Source organism: Stutzerimonas chloritidismutans (assembly GCF_051486945.1).
GTDB classification, from domain to species: Bacteria; Pseudomonadota; Gammaproteobacteria; order Pseudomonadales; family Pseudomonadaceae; genus Stutzerimonas; species Stutzerimonas chloritidismutans_B.
In genome coordinates, this window is sequence record NZ_JAHVDX010000002.1 from 824,983 (window position 1) to 842,829 (window position 17,847).

Consider the following 17,847-nt stretch of genomic DNA (forward strand, 5'->3'; position numbering starts at 1 on the left):
TGCCGGGTGGGGCTTGGCGCAGGTGGCACAGGCGGGAGGGAGGATGGAGCGCAACACTACGAGCGGTGTTCATTGACGGCACCTTTATTGTTGTTGGGGCTCGTCCGACTCGACACTGATACGGCTGGGCGAAGTGGACGGTGAAACGTCAACTGCGAGATGAAATGTAGTGGAATGTTTTTTCTATTACAACTTTATTTGGAATTTATTTTTTGGTCATTCCAAAGCATCAAACGAAACGGCAAGCGCCCGCGCGGCGAGAACCGGCAGGCGGTTTGCACTTGCTGGAAAGGTGATGCGGAGCGGGTCTACAAACGCGCTTTGACGCCCCTTTACATCAGCGTCAGCACGCGCCCCTGTGCCGCGCTTTGCCGGGCCGCGTCGAGCACACGCTGGGTCGCCAGCACCTCGTCCATCGCTACCGGCATCTCGGCCTCGCCCTTCAGCGCAGCGACCCATTGGCGGTAGAACGCAGGCCACTGCCCGTGCTCGGAGGGAATCAGCTCGCGGTCTTCGCCGCGCTGCAGCCAGCCCCAGCGCAGGTGCTCCTCGGCGCCCCAACGTTCACCTAACTGACCCGGCAGCTGCCCTTGAAACAGCGCCTGTGCCTGACCATCCAACTGCTCGACGCGGTAGCAGCCCTCGGTGCCGTTGACGCGAAAGCGCGGCCCCGGTGCATGCTGGATGGCACTGCCCCACAGGTGCGAGCGCACGCCGCTCTGGTGGCGCAGGGAAATGAAATAGTCGCAGTCGAGCGTGTCGTCGACATAGGTCATCTCGGCATAGATCGAGCGCACCGGGCCGAACAGCAGCAACGCCTGGTCGACCTGGTGGCTGCCGATGTCGCGCAGCGCGCCCCCACCGGTGGCCTTGCCCTGATCGTCGTCCTGCCAGCCCTCGATGCGCGACTCGAACCGGTGGACCTGACCCAGCGCGCCGCTGTCGAGCAGCTTGCGCACGGTAAGAAATTCCGAATCCCAGCGCCGGTTCTGATAGACACACAGCGGCACGCCAGCCTCGCGGGCGCGCTTGGTCAGGTCGCAGGCTTCGGCGACGTTGAGCGCGAAAGGCTTGTCGCTGAGTACCGGAATGCGCCGCTCGATGGCTTCTCGCACCTGTGTCGGGCGTACCGTTGGCGGCGTTGAGATGACCACCGCATCGACGCCTGCCGCCGCAAGCTCCTCCAGCGAATCGAAGACCGGTACGCCCGGGTGATCGCGCTCGACCTCAGCGCGCCGCTCGGATGAGCGGGTGACGACGCCGGCCAGTTCGCAGCCCGGCGTAGAAACGATGAAAGGCGCATGAAACAGCCGCCCGCCGAGGCCGTAGCCCACCAGACCGATACGCATGGCATTTCCTCAAGGCAAAGCGAGGCCGGGGCGCTGCGCAAAGCAGACCCAAGCATCTCGCAGAATCGATAGAGGCCGCCCGCAGCGGGCGGCCGTTCGCATAGCCGTTAGCGCATCAGCTCGTGCTTCACACGCTCGAGCATGAAGCGGCTGGACTCGTCGGCACGGTCTTCCCAGGCGAAGACGGCGACCGTGGCGACACCGTCGAACTTCATTTCGCGCAGGGTGGTGAAAAAGACGTCCCAGTTCACTTCGCCCTGGCCGATGTCCAGATGCTGGTGCACGGTGGCAGTGACGCCGGGCGGGTTGACGATGTAGCGCAGGTTGGACGAAGCGCGGTGGTTGTAGGTGTCCGCGATGATCACGTGGGTGAGCTTGTCACCGGCGTACCTGAGCATCGGCGCGATGTCACCTTTGCCGTCGTCATAGAAGAAGGTGTGCGGTGCGGCGTACAGGTAGTTGACGAAATCCACGTCCAATCCGCGGATCAGGTCGACGCCCTCATTGTTGCGCTCACAGAAGTCGTAGGGGTGGGCCTGGATGTCGAGCTTGATGCCCTCACGCTCGAAGATCGGCAGCAGTTCGTCCATCGACTTCATGAACTGCTGCTCGCAGACCAGCGCGTTGTCGGCCTGACCGGCGAACTCGGTGTTCATCAGTTCGCAGTCCATCTCCACCGCAACCTGGATGGCGCGCTTCCAGTTGCGCATGGCGGCCTGACGCATTTCCTCGTCCGGGCCGGCCCAGTGGTAAAGCGGCAGCAGCGAGGACAGCTTCACGCCGGTGTCGCTCAGCGCCTTCTTGAATTCGCAGATGCGCGCCTTGTCGACACGCGGGTATTTGTAGAAAGGGAAAAAGTCCTCACGCGGCGACAGTTCGATGTACTCGTAGCCAAGCTCGGCGGCCTTGTCGACCATCTGCGCAATGGGCAAGTGGCGGTACATGTAGGGATCAAGGGCGATACGCATGTTCATGTCCTCTTGTTCTTGTGTCTTTCGCAAGAGCGGGCCGGCCTGCCAGCGAGCCCGCGCCCAGCATTGCAATCAGGCGTAGAACGCCGGCTTCTCGGGCAGCTCGATCGGCTCGACCTTGCCACTGGTTTGCGCCAGCACACAGGCATCGCCGCTGACCGCCGCGGTGTAGCCGTCCCAGGCGGAAGGGCCACCGATCTGGCCGTCGCGTACGGCGTTGATGAAATCCTGCAGCTCCACGTCGTAGGCGTCGATGAAGCGCTGCTTCCAGTCGGTCAGGATGGTGTTGGAGAGTTTCGCCGCGCTGCGCATCTGCACCGAGGCAGGCTCCGGAAGTTTGGCGATGCCGGTCTCGCCGACCACTTCGCACTGGATGTCGTAGCCGTACTGGCAGTTGACGAAAATCTCGACGTCGATGCGCGTGCCCTTGGCGGTTTCCAACAGAACGATCTGCGGGTCCTTCAGGTGCGGCAGCGCGTTGGTCGTCTTGCGCGGGTAGAGCACCTGCGCGGAGACGAAGTGATCGTCAAGCAGCCAGGTGAAGACGTTGAGCTCGTGGATCAGCGTGTCGGTGATCGCCATGTCGGTGTTGTAGGACTCGCCCACCGAGGGGTTGCGGTGCGCCGCGTGGATCATCAGCGGCGCACCGATGCCGTTCTCATCGATGACTTTTTTCAGTGCGCGGTAGCCCGGGTCGTAGGGGCGCATGAAGCCAACCTGGACCAACCGCTTGCCATGCGCCATCTCCGCTTCGACGATCTTGCGGCAGCCGTCAGCGGTAACTGCCAGCGGCTTTTCGCAGAACACCGGCTTGCCGGCGGCAATGGCGGCCAGTACGAATTCTTCGTGGCTCGGCCCCCAGGAGGTGACGAGGATGGCATCGACGTTGTCGGCGTTGATCAGCTCATGCCCACTGGCATAGACCTCGGCCTGAATGCCCAGCCCTTCGACGACCTTGCGCGCCGCGTCGGCGTTGATGTCGTTGACCGCGACGACCTGCGAACCCGCCAGGGCGAAACTGCAGCGGCGGATGTGGTCCTGGCCGATGGCGCCAGTGCCGATGACTCCGAGTCTGACTGTCATGATGCGTGTCTCCAATTCGTAGGGTTCTTGTTTTGCAACGCTGTTTGGGAACTCAGTACTGACGTGCCTTGGCCGTGTTGGCCTTGAGCATCCGCGACACGGCTGCGATGCGCTCGCTCTGCGACACCTCAGCCCCACCGACCCGCCACCAGGACAGGTACTTGTGGATCATGGTCTTGGGTAGCACCTTGATGTCGATAAGGGTCGAGACGCGCTGCTGGCGCGCGTCGGCCAGCGCCGCGCGCAGCTCGTCGAGCGTGCGCACCTTGTAGGTCTTGCAGCCGTAGGCCGCCGCGCTCATGGCGAAGTCCACCGGAATGAAATCGCCGTCGAGCTTGCCGGTCTCCGGGTTGCGGTAGCGAAACTCGGTGCCGAAGCTGTCCATCCCGTGTTCCATCTGCAGGTTGTTGATGCAGCCGAAGGTCATGTTGTCCAGCAAAATCACATTGACCTTCTGCCGCTCCTGGATGGCGGTGACCAACTCCGAATGCAGCATCAGGTAGGAACCGTCGCCGACCAGCGCGAAGACCTCGCGCCCAGGTTCGGCGAGCTTGACGCCCAGCGCCGCGTTCACCTCGTAGCCCATGCACGAATAACCGTATTCGAGGTGGTAGGTGTGCGGCCCCTTGCTGCGCCAGGCGCGCTGCAGGTCGCCAGGCAGGCTGCCGGCGGCGGCGACGATGACATCGCTGTCGGCCAACTCGGCGTTGAGCGTGCCGACAACGGCGCTCTGCGTCAGGCTCGAACCGGTCAGTTCGATGAACTCTTCCAGCACCTGTCGTGGCAGGTGATCGTCGATCTCCGGGACGAAGCCGTCGGTGCCATATTCGACGGCGTAGACGCGGTCGACCTCGGCCTTCAGCTGCGCGCGAGCGTCGGCCACCGCACCACCCCACTGCGCCTTGTAGCCGCTACGGCCAAGCGCGTTGCCCAGCGCATCGAGGCCTACCTGGGCGTCGGCCACCAGCTGCACGGCGTCCAGCTTCCAGGCGTCGAAGGCGCTGACGTTGAGGTTGATGAAGCGCACGTCCGGGTTCTGGAACAGCCATTTGGACGAGGTGGTGAAATCGGTGTAGCGAGTGCCAACACCGATCACCAGGTCCGCTTCCTTGGCCACGAGGTTGGCGGCCAGGCAGCCAGTCTCGCCGATACCGCCAACGTTCAGCTCGTGGGCCGAGACGATGGCGCTCTTGCCCGCCTGAGTTTCGGCGAACGGAATGTCGAAGCGCTCGGCGAAGCGTTGCAGTGCGTCGGCCGCATCGGAATATTTCACCCCGCCGCCGCAGATCAGCAGCGGCTTGCGCTTGGCCTTGAGCAGCGCAACGGCGTCATCGAGCATCGCCTCGGTGGGCAGGCGGCGGTCGAGCCTATACACACGGCGGGCGAAGAAATACTCGGGGTAGTCATAGGCCTCTCCCTGCACATCCTGCGGCAGCGCCAGGGTGACCGCGCCGGTCTCGGCCGGATCGGTGAGCACCCGCATGGCGTTGATCGCGGCGCTCATCAGCTGCTCGGGGCGAGTGATGCGGTCCCAATATTTACTGACGGCCCTGAAGGCGTCGTTGGTGCTGATCGACAGATCATGCGGCTGCTCGATCTGCTGCAGCACCGGGTCAGGCTGGCGGCTGGCGTAGACGTCGCCAGGCAGCAGCAGGACGGGAATGCGGTTGGCTGTTGCGGTCGCCGCGCCGGTGATCATGTTGGCCGCGCCTGGGCCGACCGAGGAGGTGCAGGCATAGATCTGCCGGCGGCGCTTCTGTTTGGCATAGCCGATGGCGGCATGCACCATGCCCTGCTCGTTGCGACCCTGGTGGACGACCAGTTCGCCAGCGTCCTCCTCCAGCGCCTGGCCGAGGCCGAGCACATTGCCGTGGCCAAAGATGGTGAAGATTCCCTTCACGAACTTGCTCTCAACACCGTCGACGCTGACGTACTGGTTGTCGAGAAACCGCACCAGGGCCTGGGCCATGGTCAGTCGGATCGTATTCATAGCGACACCACCTTCTATCGTTCAATCGCCGCTTTGGTTTGAAACCGGCAAGGCGTCGCGGTCACGGCGCCCTGCCGTCGGCGCGCCTCAGGCCGCGCGCCCATCCGCTACCAACACCCGCTCACGCAGGTAGTCCATGCTTTCCTTGAGTGCCGCCGCGGCATCGTCCAGCGCATGCACGGTCTCGGCGAATGGCTCGAACGAGCAGTGACCCGTATAGCCCTGAGCCAGCAGTTCACGCAGTTGCGGCGCGTTGCCGAGGATGTCGGCATCGCCGACCAGCACGCGGTGGCCATCGCGGATATCTGCCATCGGCAGCTCGCCGTCCTCGACGCCCGAGATGTGCACCAGGCCAGTCAGCTCGGGGAAGAACTCCTGCTCGGCCGCCAGATGGTGGTGAAAGGTGTCATGGATCAGACGGAACACGTCCAGGCCGCCAACCGACTTGATCGCCTCGACCGCCTTGCGCTTGTGGCGCAACGAGCATTCCTCGAAGCCCAGCGGCTCGACGAAGCCGAGGATGCCGTGCTCACGCAGGATCGGCGCGATCTCGCTCAGGGCGGTGCGCAGGTTTCGTGCACGCTCAGCCTCGTCGCGCGGGTCGTTGCGGTCGTTGAGCGGGCACATCACCAGCGCCTCGGCGCCGCAGTCGCGGGCATAGGCGGCCAGCTTCAGCGTCTGGGCACGACGTTCCTCGTTCCACACATCAAAGGGGTAAAGGGCGTTGATCGACAACACGCGGACACCCTTCTGCTGGCACAACTCGCGGACACGCTCAGGCGGCGTGCCGTCTTCCATCTCGACGCCCTTGAGATCGTTGCGGATCTCGATCGCATCGGTACCTAGTGCCAGGGCCATGTCGATGAACTGATCCAGCGGCAGACGTGGGGCGGACATGCGGTTGAGGGCAAAACGTAGGGTCTGGCTCATCTTTTTTCTCCGTATCGATAAACGCAGGTTATTTGGCGGTCGGCATGCTGAATTCGGCGCCCTTGGCGATGCTGTCGGGCCAACGCTGCATGACGCTCTTGTAGCGGGTGTAGAAACGCAGGCCTTCCTCGCCGTAGGCGTGGTGGTCGCCGAACAGCGAGCGCTTCCAGCCACCAAAGGAATGCCAGGCCATGGGCACCGGGATCGGCACGTTGATGCCGACCATGCCGACTTGAATGGAGCGGGCAAACGCGCGGGCGATGCCGCCGTCGCTGGTAAAGCAGGAGACGCCATTGCCGAACTCATGGGCGTTGATCAGCTCGACCGCGGCGGCGAAATCCGGCACGCGGACGATGCCCAGCACCGGGCCGAAGATCTCTTCCTTGTAGATGGTCATCTCTGGCGTGACCCGGTCGAACAGGGTCGGGCCGACGAAGAAGCCGTTTTCGGCGCCTGGCACCTTGAAATCACGGCCATCGACAAGCAGTTGCGCGCCCTCTTCCACACCCTTGCCGATATAGCCCTCGACCTTGGCCTTGTGCTGCGCCGTAACCAGCGGGCCCATGTCGGCATCGGCCTCGATGCCGTTGCGCACACGCAGCGAGTCGATGCGCGGGCGCAGCTTTTCGATCAGCCGGTCGCCAACATCGCCTACCGCGACGGCCAGCGAGATGGCCATGCAGCGCTCGCCTGCCGAGCCGTAGCCCGCACCGATCAGCGCGTCGGCCGCCTGGTCGAGGTCGGCATCGGGCATGACGATCATGTGGTTCTTGGCACCGCCCAGCGCCTGCACACGCTTACCGCGACGAGTGCCTTCCTGGTAGATGTACTCGGCGATCGGGGTAGAGCCGACGAAGGACACCGCCTCGACGTCGGGATGCTCGAGCAGCGCATCGACCGCTTCCTTGTCGCCCTGCACCACGTTGAATACGCCAGCCGGCAGCCCGGCCTGCTGGAGCAGGTCAGCGATCAGCAGGCTGGCCGAGGGGTCGCGCTCGGACGGCTTGAGGATGAAGGTATTACCGGTGGCCAGTGCCATGGGAATCATCCACAGCGGCACCATGACCGGAAAGTTGAACGGGGTGATGCCGGCGCAGACGCCCAGCGCCTGACGCATGTTCCAGTTATCGATGCCGCCGCCGATGTTGTCGGTAAAGGCAGTCTTCATCAGGTGCGGCGCGCCGCAGGCGAACTCGACGATCTCGAGGCCGCGGGTGACCTCGCCCATCGCATCGGACAGCACCTTCCCATGCTCGCGGGTGATGAGGCGCGCCAGCGCCTCGTGATGCTGGTCGAGCAGTTCCTTGAACTTGAACAGGATGCGCGCGCGGCGCAATGCCGATTGCTCGGACCAGGCCGGAAACGCGGCCTTGGCGGCAGCGACCGCTTCGTCGACCGTCATGCGGCTGGCCAGCGCGACCCGCGCGCCGACCTCGCCGGTGGCCGGGTTGAACACCTCACCGAAACGCTCGCCCTGCTCCTGTACGGCTCCATTGATGTAGTGGCCGACGGTGGTGATCTGACTCATTTCGTGCTTCCTCTCGCCGCCTCGTGCGGCATTGCCTGGGATCCTGAAGCCGCCCCGCGGCTCCGTTGAGGGTGGGGTTCAGCGCTGCTGGCGTACCGCCTGATAGGCCGGCTGGCGATGTTCGGCGCGCACCTTGCGCTTGCCGGGGCGCAGCTTGTCGAGCATCACGCCTTCGATCTTCTCCAGCGCCACGCCACGGGTTTCCGGGACGAAGCGGGTGACGAACCAGTAGCCGAAGGCACAGCAGCCAGCGAACAGCCACATCGGGAAGGCGCCGTGGTAGCGCTCGAGCAGGTAAGGGTTCTCGTTGATCATCGGGAAGGTCTGGGTGACCAGGAAGTTGGCGGTCCACATGGCGCAGACGGCGACGCTCATGCCCAGCGAACGCAGGCGGTTGGGGAAGATCTCTGAGATCAATACCCAGGTGCCGATCCCCCAGGACAGCGCGTACAGCACCATGAACAGCAGCATGCCGAACAGCGCCAGATAGCCGGTCTGCTGGTGATACAGCGCATACGAGGTGATCAGCAGGCCAGCGATGGCGCCGATGGTGCCGACGCGCATCAGCGCCAGGCGGCCGACGCGGTCGATCAGGTAGGCGCCGATCATGGTGCCGACCAGCTGCATGACGCCGATCCAGATGGTCTGGTAGAGCGCCGACTCGGTGCTGCCGGTGACGCTTTTAAGCACCATGGGCGCGTAGTACATCATTACGTTGACGCCCGTGACCTGTTGGATCATGGCCAACAGGCAGCCGACCATGAGGATCAGCATCAGGCCCGACTGGCGCAATTCCAGCTTGCCGGGGCAGGTCTGGCGGTCCTGCTTGAGCGAAGCCTTGATCTCACCGAGCAGCTCGGTGGCGTGCTCGCGGTTGGAAATGCGCGTCAGGGTGCGCAGCGCCGCTTTTTCCTGGCCGACCATGACCTGCCAGCGCGGCGACTCGGGGATGGCGAAGACCACCAGGCAGAAGAGCGCGCAGGGCACCACTTCCGAGCCGATCATCCAGCGCCAGCCGTACTCGACCAGCCACTGATCGGCGACGCCCTTGGCGATCTGGTAGTTGACGATGAACACAACCACCTGGCCAAAGACGATCGCCATCGACTGCATGCCCAGCGCACGGCCACGCATGCCCTTGGGCGACACCTCGGACATGTACATCGGCGATACCGTAGCGGCGAGGCCAACGGCGAGCCCGCCGATCATGCGGTAGAGCACGAACCAGGTGAAACTCTCGGCGACAGCCGAGCCGATGGCCGAAACAGTGAACAGCAGCGCGGCGATCACCAGGGCCTTCTTGCGACCGAGGCGACCGGCGACCCAACCGGCGCTCAACGCGCCAATGATGCAGCCGATCACCACGTTGGAAACGGCCCAGCCGGTTTCAGCCGCGGTGAGACCGAAGTACTGCTTCAACGAATCCACGGCGCCGGAAATTACCGCCGTGTCATAGCCGAATAGAATGCCGCCCAGGGCAGCGACCGCACAGATGCGCAGCACGTAGGCCACGTCGTGGCCTCGGGTGGAGTCATGGAATTCAGACATATCGTTCGCTTCTCTGGCTCTTGTTATTGGGTTCCAGACGTCAGCTACTGCTTACAGCTTCAGTACAGATGGCTCACTCCTGGAGCCTGGGAACTGTCCTGTGTCGGTGACTCAGCCCTGCAACATCCACTCGTGCGCCGGGTCGTTGTGAAATTTCCAGACGCGCTTCGGCCCGGCCATCACGTTGAGGTAGTAGGAGCGATAGCCGTAAGGCACGCACACCGGGTGATAGCCGCGCGGCACCAGCACCACGTCGTTGTTCTCCACCGCCAGTGCCTGGTCGATGCTGCGATCATCGGTGTAGACGCGCTGGAAGACGAAGCCCTGCTCCGGGTCGAGGCGGTGGTAGTAGCTCTCCTCGAGAAAGCTCTGCGCGGGCAGATCATCGGTGTCGTGCTTGTGCGGCGGGTAGCTGGACGAATGCCCCGACGGAGTGATGACCTCGACGACCAATAGCGACTGCGCCGGCTCGGTGTCGGGCAAGATGTCGCAGACGTAGCGCGTGTTGGCGTCCTTGCCGCGCACCGAGCGCTTCATCGAAGCGGGCTCGATCAGACGCGGCGGCAGGCTCTCGCCGGTCTCGCCCGGCGCCAGGCAGATGGCTACTTCAGCGGCAACGTGCGCCGTGATCTGGGCTTCGCTATGCGCAGGCAGGTATGCCGCATAGGGCGACTTATCCTCGAACACACTCTGGCGATCGCCAAGCTTCGGCCAGGCGAACGCGCCGTGCTGGGCATGGCGGCCCTGGATGCTGGCGTGGCCGCTGAGCAACACGATGCAGACTTCGCGATCCTGCCCGGCGACCGGCAGGGTCTCGCCGTCAGCCAGGCGGTAGGCGGCAAAGCCGACGTATTCCAATGCGTTGCTGGGTACCTCGACCAGGGTACGGTCCTGGCGGCCTTTGACGAGCAGATTCATAGGGCCTCCTCTCAGGCGTGGGCGCGATGGCGGGCGTCGGTCACGGCCACCAGTGCACGCAGGGTGTCGTAGCCCTTCTTGGCATAGGCGTAGCTGGGTGCGACGGCGGGGTCTTGCTCGGCCTCGACCACGATCCAGCCGTGATAGTCGGCCTGGTAAAGCCGGTCGAGCATCGGTGCGAAATCCAGATTGCCATCGCCCGGCACGGTGAACGCGCCGTTGACGATGCAGTCGGGGAAGCTCCATTGGTTGTTGCGCGCCAGTTGCATCACGGCGTGGCGCACATCCTTGAAATGCACGTGACAGATGCGTTCGATATGGCGGTCGAGCACCGCCAGCGGGTCGCCACCGCCCATGTAGCAGTGGCCGGAGTCGAACAGCAGGCCGACCTCACTTCCGGTGACTGCCATCAGCTGGTCGATGTCTTCGGGTGTTTCGACGTAGGCGCCCATGTGATGGTGATAGGCCAGCCGCACGCCCTGCGACTGCGTGAAGGCGGCGACGCGGGTGAGCTTCTCGCCATAGGCCTGCCACTGCGCATGGCTGTGGAAGCGCGGGCGCTCGAGCAGCGGCACGCGCTTGCCCTGAATGGAACCGGCGACCTCGCCATAGACCATCACGGTCGCGCCATTCTCGGCCAGCAGCCGGCAATGCCCAGCGATGGCCTCGATCTCCTCTTCGGCGCTGCGGTGCGCCAGGCCGCTGGAATACCAGCCGGACACCAGCGCCAGATCATGGGCAGCGAGGACGTCACGCACGCCTTCAGGGGTCTTGGGAAACTTGCCGTTGAGCTCGAAGCCTTCGTAGCCGATCGCCTTGCCCTCGCTCAGAGCGGTTTCCAATGGGGTTTCGCCACCCAGCGACGGCAGGTCGTCGTTGCTCCAGGAGATCGGGTTGATACCTATCCGGATCGGGGAATTGTTCATCTACTCACCTGTTTATTCTTGTTCGGCGATTGGAATGGCGGTTCAGGCCTGCGGGCGCGCGTCGCGCCAGGCACCGATCAGCTGTTCGAAGGTGGCCTGCACACGAGCGATGAGCGCTTCGTCGTCCAACTCGCCGGCAAGCCAGGCGCGGCTCGGCTCCTGGAAGATGGTGCGGCCCACGGCGAAACCCCGGCAGACGGCGCTATCACCGGCCTGGCGGAAGCCCTCAGCGAGTTCGTCTACCGGCGCGTTGAGGCCGAGCACCACCACGCCGCGGCAATAGGGATCGCGCGCCTGAATCAATTCATCCAGTTGTCGCCAGACCGGCGCAGGTTGCGCCTCGATCTTCCACCAATCGGGGTAAATGCCGAGGTTGTAGAGCCGCTTGAGTGCCCGAACCAGCACATCGGGATGCTCGCCGGGAAGATTTTTTGGCGGAATGATCTCCAGCAGCAGCTCGTGCCCACTTGCCTGGGTTGCCTCGTACAGAGCTCGGATCTGTGCTTCCTGCTCCAGGCGCAAAAGCGGTTCGTCATCCGGGTGATACTGCACCAGGCATTTGACGATCTGCTCGCGCGGCCAGCTCACCAGTTGCGTGCCGATGGAGCGGCCATGCTCGAACGCCAGCGGCCGGGAGAATTGCAGCTCTACCGGCCGCGCCACCCACCAGCCGCGGCCGGTGGCGGCATTCAAGGCGTCCTGACCGAAGCGGTCGTCAGCCAGCAGCCCGACGTTGCACGTCACGCCCTGCTTGACCAGGTCCGACTCGACCCGCTCGATGGCCTGGACGAAGAGTTGCTTGAGCCGCGGGATATCGCGCGCATCGCCACCGACCTGCTGCGCCAGGTCGGCGAACTGGCTGCGATGATCGAACGCGAAGACGAACAGCTGCTTCCACGACTTGCGCGCCACGCTGACGCGGTGCAGGCGATTGAGCTCGGCATCCTGATCCGGACGGGTGAGCGGCTCAGGGCGACTGAACAGGTAGTCCAGCTCTGCCATGGTCGGCATCGCCGGGGCGCACGCATGGCGCGACACCACCAGCCCGCCACAGGCATTGGCCAGCTGGCAGCAGCGCGCGTCGTCGGCGCCGGTCAGCCATCCGCGCAAAAAGCCGGACATGAAAGCATCGCCGGCGCCCAGCACGTTGAGCACTTCGACGCGGATGCCACGGTGGATCTCGCCCTCTTCCAGGTGGGCCGGAATGGCGCCGCGAATCACGGTGCAGCCCAAGGCGCCGAGCTTGACCACCAGCGCCGCGTCCGTCACACCGCGCACATTGCGCAGCGCGGTGAGCAGGTCATCCGAGCCACCGGCGATGAGGAATTCTTCCTCCGTGCCGACGATCAGATCGAAGCGCGGCAGGATGCGTTGAACGTGGGCGGTCACCTCGGCGCTGGCGATGAAGCGCGTTTCGCCGTCAGCCTTGCCGGTCAGGCCCCAGAGCACCGGGCGGTAGTCGATGTCCAGTACACGCTGCACGCCGTGCTTCTCGGCGTAGTCCAGTGCACGGCTGCTGGCCTTGTAGACGCCCTCGATAGAGAAGTGCGTGCCGGTGATCAGCAGCGCCTTGCTGGACGCGATGAACGCTTCGTCGATGTCTTCTTCGCGCAGCGCCATGTCGGCGCAGTTCTCGCGGTAAAAGACCAGGGGAAAGGTGTCGCGGTCCTTGATGCCGAGCAGCACCATTGCGGTCAGCCGCTGCGGGTCGACCTTGATCGCGCGGGTGTCGCAGCCTTCGCGCCTGAGCGACTCGACCAGGAAGCGCCCCATGTGGTCGTCACCGACACGCGTCAGCATCGCCGACTTGAGACCCAGCCGTGCGGAACCGAAGGCGATGTTGGCGGAGGAACCGCCGAGGTATTTGGCGAAGCTGCTGACATCTTCCAGGCGCGCACCGACCTGCTGCGCGTAAAGGTCGACGCCGAGGCGCCCGAGACAGATCAGATCCAGCTGACGGTCACTTGCAAAAGTCATGTCGCCCATGGCGGCTCCTATTGTTCTTGTGGCCTGCTTTCATCGCAGCGCGTGCGATCGGGATGACTGAAGCCTACTGCGGCACTTCGCCCTTATCAACTTTTTTTCTATATTTTTATTTTGTGGAATTTCAGTTCCATTTACTGAGATGCGGCTGCTATCGATACGACGCGCTGAGCGGCTTCCGCTTACGGCACCGGATCGCGTAGGCTGGTCGAAAAATGGAGGGATGACACCTGCATGTCCGAGATCGAATCGACCCCTGCCGAGGCCGGGCAGACGCCAGCCAGCGTTGATCAGTTGCTGCAACGCATCACTGCGGAATTCGAAAGCCTGCCGCGACAGCTCAAGCGGGTTGCGACCTACATGAGCGAGCAGACCGACCGGGTGATGGTCGACCGCATCAGCGACATTGCCAGCCAGTGCGAGGTGCACCCTTCGGCCATCGTGCGGTTTTGCCAGCGCTTCGGGTTTTCAGGATTCAGCGAGATGCAGGGGCTGTTCCGCGAGGCCTACACGCTGAAGGCGACCCCGGTGCAGAACTATCAGCAGCGCATCCGCAAGCTGATTGCAGACAAATCGCACAAGGCCTCTAGCGCGGACCTCGCGCGCGAGTGCGTCGATGCCACCCTGTCGGGGCTTGAACGCCTGGGCAACGAACTGGACGACGAGGCCTTCGACAAAGCCGTGGGCCTGCTGGTCAATGCGGACAACATCTATGTGGTAGGTGTGCGGCGCTCGTTCGCAGTGGCCGATTACCTCGTCTACAACCTGCAGCACACCAACAAGCGCATTCATCTGGTGTCGGGCCTTGGCGGCAGCTACCGCGAGCAGATGCGTAGCATCCGCGCCAATGACCTGATCATTGCGATCAGCTTCAGCCCCTACGGCAAGGAGAGCCAGCAGTGCGTGCGCATCGCGCAACACAACGGCGCCAAGTCGCTGATCATCACAGACAGCCCGCTTTCGCCTCTGGCCAAGCGCGCCAACGCGATGCTGCTGGTCAACGAAGGCAGCGCATTCGCCTTCCGCTCGCTGAGTGCGACGCTGTGCCTGTGCCAGGCGCTGTTCATCGCACTGGCCTATCGCCTTGAACTCTCGGTAGACGAGATTCAGGAACAGGCCGAACTGGAAAACTAGCGCCCTGCTTTGCGCTGCTCGGCCTGCCTGCGCTCAACCCGCAGCGCAGCGGCCAGCTCGGCGTTCTCGCGTTCCAGCCGCTGGATGACGTCACCCAGGCTCTGCAGCAAGGAGCGCAGCACCGTGAGTTCCACCTTGTGTTGCTGTGTATTGAGCCACTGCAACCACTGCAGGATTATCAGTACCAGTACCGCACACAACGAAACGCCCATCATCAGCCACGCCACGCCCAACCCACTCATATCGATTCCTTTCTGCACGCTGGCCAAATACCAGCCAGCGAAACGATATGTCGCTGTAAGTTACGGGTCGATAATGTTTACTTGAACAGGTAAACAAACGAAGCAGGTGAGTCAGCGGCGCAGAGAACACGCCCCGCACAATGGCGGACGCTCACCGATAGGGGTGAGATACGAGGCTGCGTTGACCTGTCATGAAAGCTTACATAGCGAGACGGCCAAAGCGGCTCAAGACAGCGCGACGTAGACAGCAGGTCGAACCAACCGTTCAGCGGATGACACGGAGCAGGCGATGAGTGGGCACCGTATCCGGGTCGCCGACTGTCAGAATGACATCACCGCTGCACGACCGCAGTGGCTGCCCTGAATCGAGCACGAGCCTGCCAACCATGTCTGCCGAAAAACTCTACACGATCGTCCTGGAACATAGCCTGGAGGTCCTCCTTGAGGCCGCCACCATGGCGCAGGTCGAGGCGTTCTGGGATGCGTATGACACGCGGTATTTCGGCCTCCGCATGGAGGAAGACACCGATTACCACGCGCGCGTCATCGTCACCGACGAAATGCCCGAAGAAGAGGAAGAAGAAGCCGAGATCTGCCTCGGCTGATCTCGCTTACGAGCAGGTCGGCCGCCGCCGTTCATTCTTCGTCCACCAGCCGGGCAGCCATGACCCGCTTGCTGTCCAGCTGGAAAAACAGCGTCGCGGCCAACATCGCCATTGCGCCGATGCACAGGAACGTCAGGTGAAACGCTTGCAGCACCTCCTCCCCTTCGGCGCCCGGCACTGTGAAGCCCCCAAGCAGCGCACCCGCTGATGCCACTCCCAGGCTCATCGACAACTGCACCACCACCGACAGCAAGCTGTTACCGCTACTGGCGTCTCTGTTGCTCAGGCCAACCAGGGTGACGGTATTCATCGCTGTGAACTGCATCGAATTGACCATGCCGATCAGGCCCAGATGCAGAAGCAGTAAAGCATTCGGCGTCTGCCCGTCTATGGTTGCCAGACTGGCGATCAGACTGCCCAGCAGTAGCGTGTTGACGACGAGGATGCGCCGGTAACCGAATCGGTCGATCAGTGGCTTGGCCAGCGGCTTGATCAACATCGCACCAGCAGCCAGCGGAATCATGCTCATGCCGGCCTCAGCCGGGGAGTATCCCAGCGCGACCTGCAGCAGCAGCGGCAGCAGGAATGGCAACGCACCGCTACCCAGGCGCGCGAACAGGTTGCCGAAGATGCCGACCGCGAAGCTGCGAGTATGAAACAGAGAGGGGCTGAACAACGGCGTCTCGACATGCCCAGCACGCAGCCAGTACGCCGCCAGGCAGGCGCTGCCGATCACCATCAGCAAGAGCACGCGAGCATGCGGCATCTGCATCTCGCCAAGCCCTTCAAGCGAAATGGTGATGAGCACCATCGCGCCGCCAAACAGTAGAAACCCCAGGGTATCGAAGCGGGTACGCGCCTCGCTTTTGAGATCCGGCATGAAGCGCAGTGCGGCAAGGCAGCCAACCAGGCCAACTGGCAGGTTGATCAGGAATATCCAATGCCATGAGGCAACCTCGACCAGCCAGCCGCCTAGCGTCGGGCCGAGCAGCGGGCCAACCATCCCCGGCAGCGCGATGAAGGTCATCACCCGCACGAACTCACTGCGCGGATAAGCCCGCAGAACCACCAGCCGCCCTACCGGCAGCATGAGTGCGCCGCCGACTGCCTGGACCACTCGCGATATCACGAGCTGGTTGAAAGTGGCGCTCAGGGCGCAGAAGAGCGAACCCAGGGTGAACAGCGCAATGGCGGCAAAGAAGATACGCCGGGTGCCGAAGCGGTCGGCGATCCACCCAGATGCCAGAATCAGCAGCGCCACGGTGAGCATGTATGCGATCACCACGCCTTGCATGCGCAGTGGGTCTTCGGCCAGGTCACGCGCCATGGCCGGAAGTGCAGTGTTGAGGATGGTGCCATCGAGGGTCTGCATGAAGAACGCGATCGCGACTAGCCAAGGCAGTACCCGGGCAGTTCGGGCGTCCAGCACGGCGGTGTGCGGCATGGATATCCCCAGCTGAAATGAAAGCCCTATGTTAGGCCGCTATCGATCACGACCGCAGCCTTAATCGCGATGCGCCATGCCCATCTACCGAAGGCGCGTCCCGCGAGGCTCCTTCCTGTGACAACACAACGCACCCTATGCGCACAAGCCGCGCCAATGCTGCATCCAACCGGTGCGTAGATATCGGCTAGCGGTCAGGCCTGGCTACACGTAACAAAGTATTTCGTTCAGAATTGACGCGAATCATTATCGTTAAACATCGCAGGTGCGAATCTTCTGACCACACCTTGTTTTCCGTTTCGGAGGCTTCATGCGTATCCCCGTCACACTCGCCGTCGCGTCATTGCTGCTCGCTCCCCTCGCCCAAGCCAAGGAATACCCCATCGGTGAACCGCAACAGTGCGGCGGCATGGAGGTCGGTGCCGTCTACCTGCAGCCGGTGGAAATGGAGCCAGCCGGCATGATGCTCGACGCCGCCAAGGCGGACGTTCACTTGGAAGCCGACATCGCCGCCACCGAGGGCAACCCTAACGGCTGGCAGGAAGGCAGCTTCGTTTCCTACCTGAACATCCACTACGCGCTAAGCAAGAAAGGCTCGGACGAGAAGATCGAGGGCGAGTTTCACCCGATGGTCGCCAACGACGGCCCGCACTACGGGGACAACGTCAAGCTGATGGGCCCGGGTAAGTATCAGCTGACCTTTACCGTCTCGCCACCGGGCGGTGATCACGCCATGTTCGGCCGCCACGTCGACAAGGAAACCGGCGTCGCGCCTTGGTTCAAGACCTGCGAGCTGAAATACGAGTTCACCTATGCCGGTATCGGCAAGAAAGGCGGTTATTGATCCGGAGGCCGGCATGCGACGCATCCTGTTCCCGGCCCTCGCCCTGCTCGCTGCCGGCTTTGCTGGCAGTGCGCAGGCGGGGCTGCCGACGTATGAACTGACCATCCGCGACGGCCATTTCGAACCCGCGACCATCGAGGTACCGGCTCGCCAACGCTTCAAGATCGTAGTGATCAACGCGGGCAGCGGCCCCACCGAATTCGAAAGCACGCCCCTACGGGTTGAAAAGGTGCTTTCGCCCGGCGTCACCTCGTTCGTCGTGATCCACCCGCTCAAACCCGGCCGCTACCCCTTCTTCGACGAGTTCCACATGGACCTCCCGGAAGGGGAAATCATCGCCAAGTAGTACCGT

16 protein-coding genes are annotated in these 17,847 nt (G+C 63.3%); 4 read left to right on the forward strand and 12 right to left on the reverse strand.

The annotated features are described in order from the left end of the window. Positions 1-332: 332 nt before the first annotated feature. The 10 genes from KXR72_RS10940 to KXR72_RS10985 all read right to left on the reverse strand — a co-directional run bounded on the left by KXR72_RS10940 (position 333) and on the right by KXR72_RS10985 (position 13,229). A complete protein-coding gene (locus tag KXR72_RS10940) occupies positions 333-1,349 on the reverse strand; it encodes a Gfo/Idh/MocA family protein (protein WP_437421132.1) in 1,017 nt (338 codons plus the stop codon). 107 nt (positions 1,350-1,456) lie between these two features. Then, positions 1,457-2,317 (reverse strand): sugar phosphate isomerase/epimerase family protein, encoded by an 861-nt coding sequence (locus KXR72_RS10945; RefSeq protein WP_437421133.1) that lies wholly within the window; start codon positions 2,315-2,317, stop codon positions 1,457-1,459. Positions 2,318-2,392: 75 nt separating this feature from the next. After that, positions 2,393-3,403, reverse strand: coding sequence for a Gfo/Idh/MocA family protein (locus KXR72_RS10950; protein WP_437421134.1), 1,011 nt, complete (start codon positions 3,401-3,403; stop codon positions 2,393-2,395). 52 nt (positions 3,404-3,455) lie between these two features. After that, complete coding sequence (gene iolD, locus KXR72_RS10955; protein WP_437421135.1) at positions 3,456-5,393, reverse strand: 3D-(3,5/4)-trihydroxycyclohexane-1,2-dione acylhydrolase (decyclizing); 1,938 nt, start codon at positions 5,391-5,393, stop codon at positions 3,456-3,458. Positions 5,394-5,480: 87 nt separating this feature from the next. Next, positions 5,481-6,323, reverse strand: a complete 843-nt coding sequence (locus KXR72_RS10960) for a TIM barrel protein (RefSeq protein WP_437421136.1) — start codon at positions 6,321-6,323, stop codon at positions 5,481-5,483. A 28-nt stretch (positions 6,324-6,351) separates the two neighbouring features. Further along, positions 6,352-7,851, reverse strand: a complete 1,500-nt coding sequence (locus tag KXR72_RS10965; protein WP_437421137.1) for a CoA-acylating methylmalonate-semialdehyde dehydrogenase — start codon at positions 7,849-7,851, stop codon at positions 6,352-6,354. Positions 7,852-7,929: 78 nt separating this feature from the next. Continuing rightward, complete coding sequence (locus KXR72_RS10970) at positions 7,930-9,399, reverse strand: sugar porter family MFS transporter (protein ID WP_437421138.1); 1,470 nt, start codon at positions 9,397-9,399, stop codon at positions 7,930-7,932. A 111-nt stretch (positions 9,400-9,510) separates the two neighbouring features. Continuing rightward, positions 9,511-10,317, reverse strand: a complete 807-nt coding sequence (gene iolB / locus KXR72_RS10975) for a 5-deoxy-glucuronate isomerase (protein WP_437421139.1) — start codon at positions 10,315-10,317, stop codon at positions 9,511-9,513. Between the two features lie 11 nt (positions 10,318-10,328). Next, positions 10,329-11,243 (reverse strand): myo-inosose-2 dehydratase, encoded by a 915-nt coding sequence (gene iolE, locus KXR72_RS10980; RefSeq protein WP_437421140.1) that lies wholly within the window; start codon positions 11,241-11,243, stop codon positions 10,329-10,331. A gap of 42 nt (positions 11,244-11,285) precedes the next feature. Beyond that, positions 11,286-13,229 (reverse strand): bifunctional 5-dehydro-2-deoxygluconokinase/5-dehydro-2-deoxyphosphogluconate aldolase, encoded by a 1,944-nt coding sequence (locus KXR72_RS10985; RefSeq protein ID WP_437421141.1) that lies wholly within the window; start codon positions 13,227-13,229, stop codon positions 11,286-11,288. A 231-nt stretch (positions 13,230-13,460) separates the two neighbouring features. On the opposite strand from KXR72_RS10985, the gene KXR72_RS10990 reads away from it, so the two are divergent. Continuing rightward, a complete protein-coding gene (locus tag KXR72_RS10990) occupies positions 13,461-14,360 on the forward strand; it encodes a MurR/RpiR family transcriptional regulator (protein ID WP_437421142.1) in 900 nt (299 codons plus the stop codon). On the opposite strand, the gene KXR72_RS10995 is transcribed toward KXR72_RS10990, so the two are convergent. Beyond that, positions 14,357-14,602: a hypothetical protein gene (locus KXR72_RS10995; RefSeq protein WP_437421143.1), complete on the reverse strand. Its 246-nt coding sequence runs from the start codon at positions 14,600-14,602 to the stop codon at positions 14,357-14,359. The genes KXR72_RS10990 and KXR72_RS10995 overlap by 4 nt on opposite strands. A 326-nt stretch (positions 14,603-14,928) precedes the next feature. Here KXR72_RS10995 and KXR72_RS11000 point away from each other — a divergent pair, with 326 nt between their 5' ends. Continuing rightward, positions 14,929-15,207, forward strand: coding sequence for a hypothetical protein (locus KXR72_RS11000; protein WP_437421144.1), 279 nt, complete (start codon positions 14,929-14,931; stop codon positions 15,205-15,207). A 31-nt stretch (positions 15,208-15,238) separates the two neighbouring features. Here the strand turns inward: KXR72_RS11000 and mdtD are convergent, their stop codons facing one another. Continuing rightward, positions 15,239-16,651: a multidrug transporter subunit MdtD gene (gene mdtD / locus KXR72_RS11005; protein ID WP_437421145.1), complete on the reverse strand. Its 1,413-nt coding sequence runs from the start codon at positions 16,649-16,651 to the stop codon at positions 15,239-15,241. Between the two features lie 310 nt (positions 16,652-16,961). Between mdtD and KXR72_RS11010 the strand changes: the two genes are divergently transcribed. Further along, a complete protein-coding gene (locus KXR72_RS11010) occupies positions 16,962-17,495 on the forward strand; it encodes an iron transporter (protein WP_437421146.1) in 534 nt (177 codons plus the stop codon). A 13-nt stretch (positions 17,496-17,508) separates the two neighbouring features. Next, the gene (locus KXR72_RS11015; RefSeq protein WP_437421147.1) at positions 17,509-17,841 is read left to right on the forward strand and encodes a cupredoxin domain-containing protein; all 333 of its coding nucleotides are present in this window, start codon (positions 17,509-17,511) and stop codon (positions 17,839-17,841) included. Positions 17,842-17,847: the final 6 nt, after the last annotated feature.